Annotated in this window: 13 protein-coding genes; 12 read left to right on the top strand and 1 reads right to left on the bottom strand. The window is 60.2% G+C overall.

The window, feature by feature from the left end:
* Positions 1–35 precede the first annotated feature (35 nt).
* From SLH47_RS08305 to SLH47_RS08250, 12 genes are all read left to right on the top strand, one after another.
* Positions 36–938 (top strand): hypothetical protein, encoded by a 903-nt coding sequence (locus tag SLH47_RS08305; protein ID WP_320239003.1) that lies wholly within the window; start codon positions 36–38, stop codon positions 936–938.
* 81 nt (positions 939–1,019) lie between these two features.
* The gene (locus SLH47_RS08300; protein WP_320239002.1) at positions 1,020–2,183 is read left to right on the top strand and encodes an isovaleryl-CoA dehydrogenase; all 1,164 of its coding nucleotides are present in this window, start codon (positions 1,020–1,022) and stop codon (positions 2,181–2,183) included.
* Positions 2,180–2,560: a hypothetical protein gene (locus tag SLH47_RS08295; protein ID WP_320239001.1), complete on the top strand. Its 381-nt coding sequence runs from the start codon at positions 2,180–2,182 to the stop codon at positions 2,558–2,560. Before SLH47_RS08300 ends, SLH47_RS08295 begins: the two co-directional genes overlap by 4 nt.
* Positions 2,561–2,562: 2 nt before the next feature.
* Positions 2,563–2,859, top strand: a complete 297-nt coding sequence (locus SLH47_RS08290) for a hypothetical protein (protein WP_320239000.1) — start codon at positions 2,563–2,565, stop codon at positions 2,857–2,859.
* On the top strand, positions 2,856–3,353 hold the full coding sequence (locus tag SLH47_RS08285) for a lysozyme inhibitor LprI family protein (RefSeq protein WP_320238999.1): 498 nt from the start codon (positions 2,856–2,858) through the stop codon (positions 3,351–3,353). Before SLH47_RS08290 ends, SLH47_RS08285 begins: the two co-directional genes overlap by 4 nt.
* Positions 3,350–4,909, top strand: coding sequence for a carboxyl transferase domain-containing protein (locus SLH47_RS08280; protein WP_320238998.1), 1,560 nt, complete (start codon positions 3,350–3,352; stop codon positions 4,907–4,909). The genes SLH47_RS08285 and SLH47_RS08280 overlap by 4 nt, the downstream gene beginning before the upstream one ends.
* A gap of 63 nt (positions 4,910–4,972) precedes the next feature.
* Complete coding sequence (locus tag SLH47_RS08275; RefSeq protein WP_320238997.1) at positions 4,973–6,883, top strand: acetyl/propionyl/methylcrotonyl-CoA carboxylase subunit alpha; 1,911 nt, start codon at positions 4,973–4,975, stop codon at positions 6,881–6,883.
* Complete coding sequence (locus SLH47_RS08270; RefSeq protein ID WP_320238996.1) at positions 6,880–7,530, top strand: glutathione S-transferase family protein; 651 nt, start codon at positions 6,880–6,882, stop codon at positions 7,528–7,530. The genes SLH47_RS08275 and SLH47_RS08270 overlap by 4 nt, the downstream gene beginning before the upstream one ends.
* Positions 7,512–8,387, top strand: coding sequence for a hydroxymethylglutaryl-CoA lyase (locus SLH47_RS08265; RefSeq protein ID WP_320238995.1), 876 nt, complete (start codon positions 7,512–7,514; stop codon positions 8,385–8,387). Before SLH47_RS08270 ends, SLH47_RS08265 begins: the two co-directional genes overlap by 19 nt.
* Positions 8,384–9,163, top strand: a complete 780-nt coding sequence (locus SLH47_RS08260; RefSeq protein WP_320238994.1) for a crotonase/enoyl-CoA hydratase family protein — start codon at positions 8,384–8,386, stop codon at positions 9,161–9,163. The genes SLH47_RS08265 and SLH47_RS08260 overlap by 4 nt, the downstream gene beginning before the upstream one ends.
* A 71-nt stretch (positions 9,164–9,234) precedes the next feature.
* Positions 9,235–10,176, top strand: coding sequence for a hypothetical protein (locus SLH47_RS08255; protein WP_320238993.1), 942 nt, complete (start codon positions 9,235–9,237; stop codon positions 10,174–10,176).
* Positions 10,177–10,435: 259 nt separating this feature from the next.
* Positions 10,436–10,801: an NADH-quinone oxidoreductase subunit A gene (locus SLH47_RS08250; RefSeq protein ID WP_320238992.1), complete on the top strand. Its 366-nt coding sequence runs from the start codon at positions 10,436–10,438 to the stop codon at positions 10,799–10,801.
* A 286-nt stretch (positions 10,802–11,087) separates the two neighbouring features.
* On the opposite strand, the gene SLH47_RS08245 is transcribed toward SLH47_RS08250, so the two are convergent.
* Positions 11,088–12,671, bottom strand: a complete 1,584-nt coding sequence (locus SLH47_RS08245) for a phosphate ABC transporter substrate-binding/OmpA family protein (protein WP_320238991.1) — start codon at positions 12,669–12,671, stop codon at positions 11,088–11,090.
* Positions 12,672–12,712 lie beyond the last annotated feature (41 nt).

Genomic DNA, 12,712 nt, shown 5'->3' with positions numbered 1-12,712 from the left:
TCCGTTTCAGTCCCCATGACTGAAGGAGCATCAGGATGAAATGGATCAGTATCTTGACGGTCGCGATGAGCGGCTTGGCCGCCACTGCCTATGGCCAATCGCTTGAGAGCCAGTTGGCCACAGCCCGGCAGGCTGCAGAGCCCTATATGAATATCGATACAGCGCGCAGAGATGGATGGCGCCCGTTTGGCGGCGATGAACCCCTGATGGGTCAGCATTGGCATCAACGCGGTGGCGTCGATTATGCTAGCGGCGCACCCATCGATCCACGGCGCCCGTCCAACCTGCTTTACACAGACCTTGGCGGTCAGATGCAATTGGTGGCCCTGTCCTACAATGTCCGCATCGCACCGGGTGAACCTGTGCCGGAGGGGTTCGTCGGCTCTTCGGATGAATGGCACGTGCATGACGTGGCCGCCTTTATCGCCGCAGCGGGTGCGGACCGACCGCTTCTGCGTGGACTAGCCCAGGGTTGGCTGGACCGTGAGATCGCACAGCGGGACGGGAAGACTCGTCTGGCCATGGTGCATCTATGGCTGATCCCAAATCCAGACGGAGTTTTCGCGAGCCACAACCGAACCCTTGCCTATCTGGATCTTGGATTGCCAGCCGCCTGGGCCAATGGCGCGCCCATGGCGTCAGCACGCGGCCTCGCGCTGGCCGGGCCAAATGGCTGCGATGAGGCGCTGGAGGGCAGGCTCTGGGTCGCGAATGTCGATCGGTCGACGGCCCGCAGGCTCATGCAGGGCTGCGAGCAAATGGCTGATTTCGTGCAGGAAGGCTTGCCAGGCGACATGGCCACTACAAATGCGCGCGCCGCGTCTGCCTGGATGTCGTTCGACCGCTTTCTGCAAGACACACTCACTGCTGATCAAAAACGCAGGATTGCGGCGATTGCCGAACACGGGATGGACCACGGTGCGGCAGAGCATCACTAGCCTTCGGGCAAAAATGACTCGACAGCCGCTTCGCCTGCTGCCTATAAATGAACAAGCGTTCAATTAAGCGGAGCGGTCCGGATGTTTCACGCCTCAATGACTTTCGATCTGGGCGAGGATGTGAACGCGCTGCGCGATGTGGTGCACGCTTGGGCGCAGGACCGGGTCAAGCCGATGGCGGCAGAGATCGACCGGACGAATGCCTTCCCCTCGGAACTCTGGCCCGAGATGGGCGAGCTGGGTCTTTTGGGCGTTACCGTGGACGAAGCGCATGGCGGCGCGGGCATGTCCTACCTCGCGCATACAGTCGCCATTGAAGAAATCGCGCGCGCCAGCGCCTCTGTCTCATTGTCCTACGGGGCTCATTCCAATCTGTGCGTCAACCAGATCAAGTTGAACGGAAATGATGAACAAAAGGCAAAATACCTGCCCCGGCTGATTTCCGGTGAGCATGTGGGCGCCTTGGCGATGTCCGAGGCGGGGGCGGGGTCAGACGTGGTCTCAATGACCTTGCGCGCCGAGAAACGTAACGATTACTACCGCCTGAACGGCAACAAATACTGGATCACCAATGGCCCTGACGCCGATACGTTGGTCGTCTATGCCAAGACCGACCCGGATGCAGGCTCCAAGGGGATCACCGCGTTTCTGATTGAAAAGGAGATGACTGGCTTCAGCACCTCCCCCCATTTCGACAAGCTGGGCATGCGCGGCTCCAACACCGCCGAGTTGATCTTCGACGACGTGCAGGTCCCGTTCGAGAACGTGCTGGGCGAAGAAGGCAAAGGCGTCCGCGTCCTGATGTCCGGCCTCGACTATGAGCGTGTGGTGCTTGCGGGCATCGGCCTTGGCATCATGGCCGCCTGTCTTGATGAGGTCATGCCTTATATCAGTAGCCGCAAGCAATTCGGCGAACCGATTGGGAACTTCCAACTGATGCAAGGCAAGATCGCCGATATGTATACGGCGATGAACTCGGCCCGCGCCTATGTCTACGAGGTCGCGCGCGCTTGCGACCGAGGGACGGTCACGCGACAGGACGCAGCCGCCTGCTGCCTTTACGCTTCTGAGGAGGCGATGAAACAGGCGCATCAGGCCGTACAGGCTATGGGAGGGGCAGGCTTCCTGAACGACGCGCCCGTCGCCCGCATCTTCCGCGACGCAAAGCTGATGGAGATCGGCGCCGGCACCTCCGAAATCCGCCGCATGCTCGTCGGGCGCGAGATGATGGGGGCGATGGGGTGAAAAGGCAACGTCTTACCCCTCAAGAGAAGAAGGCTTTCTCCTACGCGAAAGATCGTCGCAACTGTTATGGTGAGAACGATAAGTCGTCTCGCAAGAATATACCGTTGAGCAAGGCCAAGGCCGTTCGGGCAGTGCGTCGTGCAGACAAGGTCAAGTTACAAGCTGCTCCATTCTCGGATGAAGTTTTTGGCGAACGCATCAAGCCGCGTTGGAGAAAGTCCCCCGACCGGGCGTTGGGTGCGATGCTTGATTATCGTGACGCCGGGTATCCCGAGAACGGCAGTCATTCCGATAGTGACCGTTTGCTTGAGAAGCGCCGCATGAGAAAACGTATCTCGCGTATTGGCAAGCTAAACAAACAAGCCGACAGCAGATAAAGATGGGGCGATGGACATTCTTTCTGCCATTGGTCGTTCTCATCGCTTTCGCGGGATATCTCGGCCTGCGTGCAGGGCGATTGCCGAGCGAAACGGAGATCATCAATCGCTACGCCGCACTTTATGTGGCCGAGGCCGGGGCGGGCGCGCAGATGACCGATTGTGCGGCTATACCGCATCCGGATCCGACCATTCGGATGACAGTCATGTGCCAACCACCAAAGGGCGATGCGATCACCTATCTCGTTGGCCCGCGTGGAGGCCTGGTTGCACGGGCGGGCAGCGAGGCAGAGGCATGAAGTCCCTGATCGTTGTCATGAGCCTTTCGGCATGTTCATTTGCCCATGCACAAGGCACCGATACGCTGACGGTCGATACCGCGGCAGTGCGGGAATGTCACGCGACCACCCCCATCGGAGCCATCTATCCCGATTGTCTGGGGCAGGCGTCGGATCGTTGTCAGTTGCAGGATGGTGGCGGTACAACGCTTGGCATTGCGACCTGTATCAGTGCTGAAACGGCTGTCTGGGATGCGATCCTGAACGAAGAGTATCAGGCACTGCGCGCCGCATTCGAGGGGCAAGATGGCGGTGTGGGTGGCGCAACTTCCGATGAGCTACTCATTGCCCTGCGCGATGCGCAGCGTGCATGGATTGCTTTTCGTGATGCCGACTGCGGACTGCGCTACACGCTCTATCAGGGCGGCACGATCCGCTCGATTGTGGCCGCGAACTGTCACATGACGACGACGGCCCGGCGCGCGTTGGCGCTGCGGGACATGCGCGCGCCATGACCGCGGCAGATCATCAGGTGGCGCTTGCATTGGTGGCCGACGCGGCCAACGCTGCGGCGCAAGGAGGTGGCGAAAAAGCCCGTGACCGGCATGTGGGTCGCGGCAAGATGCTGCCGCGTGACAGGGTGGCCGGGCTGCTTGATCCGGGGTCTCCTTTCCTCGAAGTGGGCGCGACTGCGGCCCACGGCATGTATCACGGCGCGGCCCCTTGTGCCGGGGTGATTGCTGGCGTCGGGCAAGTTAACGGTGTTGAGGTGATGGTTGTCTGCAACGACGCCACCGTGAAGGGTGGGACCTACTACCCGATGACCGTCAAAAAACACCTGCGCGCGCAGGAGATTGCAGAGGCTTGTCATATCCCCTGCGTCTACCTCGTCGATAGTGGCGGCGCGAACCTGCCCAATCAGGATGAGGTCTTTCCCGACCGCGATCACTTTGGCCGCATCTTCTACAATCAGGCACACATGTCGGCCAAAGGTATCCCGCAGATCGCTGTGGTCATGGGCTCTTGCACGGCTGGCGGCGCCTATGTCCCTGCAATGGCGGATGTGTCGATCATCGTGAAGGAACAGGGGACCATCTTTCTGGCAGGGCCACCGCTGGTGAAAGCGGCGACAGGCGAGGTTGTCAGTGCCGAAGACTTGGGCGGCGGTGACGTGCACACGCGGCTGTCTGGTGTGGCGGATTATCTCGCCGAGGATGACGCCCATGCGCTGGCGCTGGCTCGGCAGGCGGTCACATCATGTGCCCGGCAGAAAGCATTGGAGATAAAGCGGTTGGCACCTGAACCTCCTGCTATCGATCCTAATACGATGTTTGACGCGGTCCCCGCCGATTTACGGACCCCCTATGACATTCGCGAGGTGATCCGGCGGATCGTCGACGGCTCGCGCTTTGATGAATTCAAGGTGCGGTTTGGGGAGACGCTCGTCTGCGGTTTTGCCCATATTGATGGATGGCCTTGCGGGATCATCGCGAATAACGGCGTTTTGTTTTCTGAGAGCGCGCAGAAGGGTGCGCATTTTGTGGAGTTGTGTTCTCAGCGCCGTATCCCGTTGGTTTTCCTGCAGAATATCACCGGGTTCATGGTGGGCCAGAAATACGAAAACGAAGGGATCGCCCGCCACGGGGCCAAGATGGTGACCGCGGTGGCGACGACATCCGTGCCCAAGATCACGATGCTGGTGGGAGGCTCATTCGGGGCCGGAAATTATGGCATGGCGGGAAGGGCTTACAGCCCGCATTTCATGTGGTCTTGGCCCACGTCGCGGATCAGCGTGATGGGCGGAGAACAGGCCGCTGGGGTCCTTGCAACCGTCAAGCGCGACGCAATTGAACGGTCTGGCGGAGACTGGTCGGCGGAGGAAGAAGCGGCCTTCAAACAGCCCACCATTGACATGTTCAACGAACAATCGCACCCGCTCTACGCCTCCGCCCGGCTTTGGGACGACGGCATCATCGATCCCCGCAAATCACGAGAAGTGCTGGCGCTTTCCCTTTCTGCCGCGCTCAATGCCCCAATCCGGGAGACACGTTTCGGCGTGTTCCGGATGTGATGTTTTTGGAAGACAGGCGTGGAGTGCTGGTCGGGCCGTTGGCGCCACTGGGAGGGGAACGGGATGTTTGACAAAATCCTGATTGCCAATCGGGGTGAGATTGCATGTCGCGTGATCCAGACTGCCCGCGCGATGGGAGTGCGGACAGTGTCGGTGTATTCGGATGCCGATGCGGGTGCGCTGCATGTGCGGCAAGCAGATGAGGCCATCAGGTTGGGGCCCGCGCCTGTGGCCGAGAGTTATTTGCGCGGCGACCTGATCGTTCAGGCGGCGTTGGAGACGGGTGCACAGGCGATCCATCCCGGATATGGGTTTTTGTCGGAAAACCCGGACTTCGTGGAAGCTGTGGAGGCGGCGGGTCTGCGCTTTATCGGGCCGTCCGCGAAAGCCATCCGTGCGATGGGTCTCAAGGACGCGGCCAAGGCGCTGATGGAGCAGGCGGGCGTGCCGGTGGTGCCAGGCTATCACGGCGAAAACCAGGACCCAGCTTTTTTGTCCAAAAAAGCTGAGGCGATTGGCTACCCCGTGCTGATCAAAGCCGTCGCTGGGGGTGGCGGCAAGGGCATGCGGTTGGTCGAGGGGCCGAAAAATTTTCTCGAAAATTTTTCCTCTACCCAGGCCGAGGCGCGCACGGCGTTTGGCAATACGGATGTGCTGATTGAGAAATACATCCAAAGCCCACGTCATATTGAGGTGCAGATCTTTGGTGACGGGACAGATGCCGTGCATCTTTTTGAGCGAGATTGCTCGCTACAGCGCCGCCATCAGAAGGTGATCGAGGAGGCACCTGCACCGGGCATGACGGACGCGATGCGTCAGGCCATGGGGGATGCTGCCGTGCGGGCAGCCAAAGCCATCGGTTATGCGGGCGCGGGCACCGTCGAGTTCATTGTCGACGGGTCTGACGGGCTGCATCCAGACGGGTTCTGGTTCATGGAGATGAACACGCGCTTGCAGGTTGAACATCCGGTGACAGAGGCGATCACAGGCGTTGATCTGGTGGAATGGCAGTTGCGCGTGGCAGCGGGAGAGCCGCTGCCCGCCCGGCAAGAGGAGCTGTCCATCAGTGGCCACGCTTTCGAGGCCCGGCTTTATGCCGAGGATGTGCCCGCCGGGTTTCTACCGGCTACTGGTGTGATCGATCACCTGTCTTTCCCCAATGATGCCCGGATTGACAGTGGGGTGACAGCAGGGTCCGAGATTTCGCCGTGGTATGATCCGATGATCGCGAAAGTCACTGTGCATGGGCCGGACCGGGCGAGCGCTTTGCGGTCACTCTCGGCAGCGCTGGATGCCACGCAGGTCGCAGGTACGGTCACGAACCTGAGTTTCCTGCGTAAGCTTTCACGTGAGCCTGGATTTGTTGCGGGTGACGTGGATACCGGCCTCATTGCGCGCGAAGAAGCGCTGCTTTGCGCAAAGGATCAGCCCACGTCGCGCGACATCGCGGTAGCGGCCGCCGCCGCAGCGGATATCGGGCAGGGGCCGCTGGTGGGGTTCAGTCTTTGGGCGCCGCTTCAGCGTGACATTGTGCTGGCCTTTGACGGGGATGTGCAGGTGGTGCGCCTCACGGTTCATGATGACAGCCGCATCGACGTACAGATTGGTGATGAGATCACGACACTCACGCGGCGCGGACCGGATTGGGGCATGCCTGCCGTTCGCCATGGCGACAGGGTCACAGTTTTTGGCGCGCAGACGCTGACCTTTGACATTGTCGACCCGCTGGATCGCGGCGGTGTCGCGATGGGCGGCGATACGGTGTTGGCGCCGATGCCCGGGCTTGTGCGCGATGTGGCGGTGACCGCCGGACAAGCCGTGGCGGAGGGCGACCGGATCGCCGTGCTGGAGGCGATGAAGATGGAACATGTGCTGCGCGCGCCGCGCGATGGTATTGTCGCCTCCGTGTCAGTCGCGACAGGGGATCAGGTGACAGCAGGCGCACTCATGGTCGCATTGGAGGAGGCGTCATGATCCGGCTGCATCACTGTCACCAGACCCGGTCAATGCGTAGTCTGTGGCTGCTTTACGAGATTGGCGTGGATTTCGAACTGCAGGTCTATCCATTCGACAAGACGCTGCGTGAGGAGCCTTACAGGTCGCTCAATCCGACCGGTCGGGTGCCGACGCTGGAGATTGACGGGCTGACGCTGACCGAAAGCGGCGCAATTGCCGAATATCTGTGCGAGCGCTTTCCCGAAGCGGGTCTTGGGCGAGAGCCGGGCCACAACGAACGCGGCGCCTGGCTCAACTGGATCCATTTCGCCGAGACGATCAGCCAGCATACTGCCGCGCTGACCCAGCAGCATGTCGCGCTTTACGAGGACCACATGCGCTCGCCCATCGTGATGCAGTTGGAGGCGAAACGTCTGGCCAAGACCTTGGCGACTGTCGAGACCGGTTTGGCTAATGACTTTCTGTTGTCATCCTTCTCCGCAGCCGATGTCGGGGTGGGGCAGGCGGTCTACATGGCGGGGCATTTCGTGAAACTGGAGCAGTTTCCGAAGCTTTCAGCCTGGTTTGACCGGATAACCGCCCGTCCAGCCTATCAAAAGGCCCTTCCGGAGGGCGCGGGCCTTTATGCCAAGGACTTTTACCCTCCATGGGAGATCTCCGCGTGACCGACTTTGTCCGCATTCACGAGGTCGGGCCCCGCGACGGATTGCAGAACGAAAAGGGGGTCATCCCGGTCGCCGACAAAGTCGCGCTGATCGATTTGCTGAGCCGCTCTGGTTTGCAGGACATCGAAGTGGGCAGCTTTGTCAGCCCGAAATGGGTGCCGCAGATGGCTGATACGGATCAGGTCCTGGCAGACCTGACCCCCGCGCCGGGCGTGCGCTACGCCGTACTGATCCCTAATATGCGCGGCTGGGAGGGGTTTGTTGCCGCGCGTGTACCGGACGTCACCTACGAGGTGGCGGTGTTCATTTCCGCCTCCGAAGGGTTCTCGCAAAGCAATCTGAATTGCTCCATCGCAGGGGCGGTGGAGCGACTGACGCCGGTTGTCCGGGCCGCGCTGGCTGCCGATGTCACTGTGCGCGGTTACGTCTCTTGCGTGACCGATTGCCCGTTTGACGGGCCGGTCGCCCCTGATGCCGTGGCACGGGCCTGTCACATGCTGCTGGACGTCGCGCCAATGCAATTGTCACTGGGCGACACAATCGGCAAAGGTACGCCTGAGACAGTGGGGCGCATGCTGGACACGGTGCTGGAAAACGTGCCTGCGTGGGGTTTGGCCGGGCATTTTCATGACACGGGCGGGCAGGCGCTCGCCAATATCGAAGTGTCTTTGGACAGAGGTCTGCGCGCGTTTGACAGCGCAGTCGGGGGGCTGGGCGGCTGCCCCTATGCGCCCGGAGCACCGGGGAATGTCGCAACCGAGACGGTTTTGGACCTGGTTCATGGGCTTGGTTTTGAAACGGGTGTCGATCCCGACATCATCAAGCAGGCGGCGGTATTGGCACGGGGAATGCGATGATTGATCTTACAGTCGATGACCGGGGCGTGGCGACGCTGGCGCTGGCCCGACCCGACAAACACAATGCGTTGTCGCAGGCGCTGATCGATGCGCTGCGCGATGCGGCTGATCAGATCGCAGGCAATCGGGACATCCGGGTGGTCGTGCTGGCCGGGCAAGGGCCATCATTCTGCGCTGGGGGTGATCTGAACTGGATGCGCGACCAGATGGCGGGCGATGCGGAGATGAAACGCAGCGCCGCCCGCTCCATTGCCGGCATGCTTGGCGCGCTCAACACCCTGCCGCAACCGCTGATCGGGAAAGTTCATGGAAACGCTTTCGGCGGTGGTGTCGGCATGGCGTGCGTCTGTGACATCGCGATTGCCGCAGATCACGTGAAATTCGGGCTGACCGAGACCAAGCTGGGGCTGATCCCGGCCACCATTGGCCCCTACGTTTTGGCCCGCATGGGCGAAGCCAATGCGCGGCGCGTCTTCATGTCGGCGCGCATCTTCGGCGCAAAGGAGGCCGTCGATCTGGGTATTCTCGCAAAGACCGTCCCAGCCGCCGCGCTTGATGCCGCAATTGAGGCCGAGGTCACGCCATATCTTGCCTGCGCGCCCGGCGCGGTTGCCGCGGCCAAGGCATTTGCGCGATCCCTCGGTCCTGTCATCGATCAGGAAACAGTAACCCGCTCTATTGATGCATTGATCGCGCAATGGAATTCCGATGAAGCGGCGGAAGGTATCTCTGCGTTCTTTGAAAGGCGTTCTGCGGCTTGGAACCCTACGTTATAAGGCGTTCGACAGATTTCCGTCTCACTTTAGACCCATTCGCCCCGTTAAGTCATCTTAACGAGGAGAGACCGATGCTGTTTGAATGGCCCACACCTGATCAGATGCTCTACCGTGTTGTGCGGTTGCGGCGCCTTGTGGCCTTGGCCATCGCGATTCCTGTTGCTGTGATGCTGATCGGCGCGGCAATTGATCCTGCATTTCTCGCACCTGATCGGGCTACCTTGGGTGCGCTCGCCGTCGCTGTCATGGTTGTCGGTCACGTGATGCTGTTTCCCAATGTACCGACCGAGACGCTGAGCCTCTCGTTTGGTGTGACCGGTCTGGTGATCGCGGCACCCTGGGTCAAGGTGCTGGCCTGGATGGCACCGGCGGAAAACGCGGCGGCGGCCTACACGATTTTGGTAGGTTTCGCCCTTTTGGGTGCCGGAGCTTTCACCGCACTTTGCAAGGCTCTGCTGTCAATGTTGGTGTACGCAGGACCCGCGATCAAGCTGCGGGTCAAGGCCGCGATGGATTTGCCCTGCTCGATATCGGTCGCACACCGTCAATTCGCATTGCAGCCCGCGACACGCCGCGGCCGCATCCTTTGTGGTGCTGACGATAGCGACGGCCTTTTCGACGTGGCGGTTGTGGCACCGCAGGTGCCCGATCCGGAAAATCCGGATCAGCCCTTCGTTGCACGGCTCGCTGCGAAGGTTCTGCATTCGGATGAAAACAGCCATCAGGTCATGCTGGTCCTCGGTGATGGTCGGGTGGCCGCGACATCGCTGTCGTTCGCGGCGCATGATGAAGGATGCCGTGTTGAGATGGTTGAGATGCCAGGCGACTTCACGCTGGGCATGCACGCCATGTATTGGTTGACCGATCAGCAGGCCGACAACATGACCGAATGCGCTGACACTATCCTGTCAGAGCCTGCACGGGCCAACGGCTTGGCCCATGGTGTCTCGCTCCTGTCGCTGGCTAGCGCAGTGCTTTCCCCAAGGGCACCAGCCGTAGGGCGCGCGAAGTAGGCTGACCCCTGTCACCGCATCGTCTGCCTTAGGGCTCATGCTAAAGCCCTCGCCCCCGCATCCATAGACTTCGTACCAAGCGACGACACCGGCCTCCTGAAAGGGGCCGTGGGCGCGATCTTTGCATTACTCAACAGCAGGGATGCCAAATTCGAACAAGCCGACGCTCCGGTTCGGTTGACGCTGTCGGGGCCGACCGGTATGCATCTTTCAGCCACGCCGCGTGACTTTTGTGCGGCGCCAGTGAAGGGACGCACAAGTGCAAGAGATGCTATCCGAATATCTGCCGATCATGATCTTTCTGGGCCTCGCAATTGCATTGGGCCTGATCCTGATCCTTGCTGCCGCAATCGTTGCGGTCCGCAACCCGGATCCTGAGAAAGTGTCGGCCTATGAATGCGGCTTCAATGCGTTTGACGATGCGCGGATGAAGTTCGATGTCCGTTTTTACCTCGTCTCGATCCTCTTCATTATCTTCGATCTTGAAGTAGCGTTTCTCTTCCCCTGGGCAGTTGCCTTCCAAGAGGTCAGCATGGTCGGCTTCTGGTCGATGATGGTTTTTCTTGCCGTTCTGACGGTCGGATTCGCCTACGAGTGGAAGAAGGGTGCGCTTGAGTGGGAATAACCGCTTTTCGCGGCTCTGATCCCTCATTCGCTATGGCCTGAACCGTGTGGCGTCTACGGACCACGCCAGCACCTTCCCCGGTAATAAGCGCCTGATGAGACACCGGAGCATCACAATTCAGCGGACGCTTTGACGTCCCTGATCTATCGCCGTCTTCAGTATTCTATGTGACGCATTGCGGCACTTGTCTTCCCGTCTCGAACACAGGATCCGAGGTTCCTGGCAACAGAAAACGCCCGCAGCATGGTGCTGCGGGCGTTTTGTACTCAGAGAGATTGAGTCGTGATCAGGTGGGCGAGTTGATCCACACTTCCACGCGGCGATTGATCCGGCGACCCTGGTCGGTCTCGTTGCAGCCTGATGGAGCCACTTCGCCATAGCCCACAGAGCGCAGGCTAACGCCCGACAATTGATTGCCCGCAGTGGCAACGACCTCGGCCGCCACCTGCGCCGCACGGCGTTCGGCCAGGTTCAGGTTGCTGTCAAAGCGACCAACGCTGTCGGTAAAGCCAACGAACAGAACTTCGGTTCCGGCGGGCTGCTCGGCTAGGTACGAGATCAGGCGTTCCTTGTCGACATTAGCCCGTTCATCCAGCTCGGAGGAGCCGGTGCGGAACCGGAACGTGGTTGAGAGACGGTCGAAGTCGCGCATCTGGCCCAGCATCCGCTGTGCGGTCTGCTGTTCAAGCTGGCCACCAGGCGTGTTGCGCAAGGCAGCACCACGCAAGTCGGTTGGGGATTGCTCCTTACGGTTCACGCGGAAGCCAATAAAGCCCGCCTTGCGCAGAACACCGTCCACCTCGTCAGAGGTCGCGTAGTTCACGAAGTCACTGACGTTTTCGTTGTCGGTGTCACCACGTGTGTAAAGATACAAACGGCGCTGAAGGGCGTATTCTTCGGTCTGGGCCGAGAATGCGTCAGGCACCATCGTGATCCCGCACTGGTTCACGATGTTGATCGTGTTCGCACCACGCTGGAAGGCATAGCCAACCACGCCAATTGCGCCGGGATTTTCGTTCACAAATTGCGCCACAGCATTACTGCTAGGCACGATTTCAGCGCTTGGTGTCAGGCTGATATCAGCGCTGCCAAAGAAGCTGCTTTCGAAGGCGTCCTGACGGTTGCTCCCAACGATGTTGCGCAAAACAACCTGAACCGGCAGATCGGGTCCGCCAAGTTGGGCCCAGTTCGAAACCGCACCGCTATAAATGCCGAAGAGCTGCCGTACATCAAGCGTACCGATCGGGTTGTCAGGATGGACAACAACGATCAGGCTATCGACCGCCAGAATGTGTTCCTGTGAGGGTGAGAGCATGTCACCGGCGCCTACATCACGCAGCGCGCTGACTTCCTGTGCAACAAGCCGGCGCGACGTCATGGCAACGTCAGATTCGCCGGAAAGGAGATCGGCGACCCCTGCGGAGGCGCTGGAGCCTGTCACCTGGATATTCGCAAGATCGTCACCAAAGCCCTGATCGGCAACAAGTTTTGCCACAAATTGGCCCGGCACCGCAGTATTGCCGATATCAGCCGCAGCGTCTTTCGAGCCTGCGAAACCTTCAACCAGAAGCGGCATAAGCCCGGCGCCGATTTCTTCGGACCCTGAAATTGCAAGGTCAACTTCGGCCACGCTCAGATCAGGGCAGGCATCGCCGCTGCAGATCACGCGATTGGCTTGTACCCGCAGGGGGCCCAGCAGCGTTTGGATCGTGTAGGTGTTGTTTTCAAAACTCAGTAGTTCACCGGTCATGTTGACCGTGCCGTCGCTTGATCGCAGCGTGACCTCTTGTGCCAGCGCGCTGCTTGCCATGCCTGCAATAGCAGTTGCTGCCACCATGCCAAGCCAACGGGCGTTTCCAGGTTTTCTCATAATACTTTGGCCTCCATTATATTCCATAAACGCGATCGCGG

Origin of the sequence: Cognatiyoonia sp. IB215182 (genome assembly GCF_033963905.1) — a bacterium.
Taxonomy (GTDB): domain Bacteria; phylum Pseudomonadota; class Alphaproteobacteria; order Rhodobacterales; family Rhodobacteraceae; genus Yoonia.
Note: the sequence above shows the minus strand (reverse complement) of the source record. Positions and strands in the feature narration are given on the sequence as shown.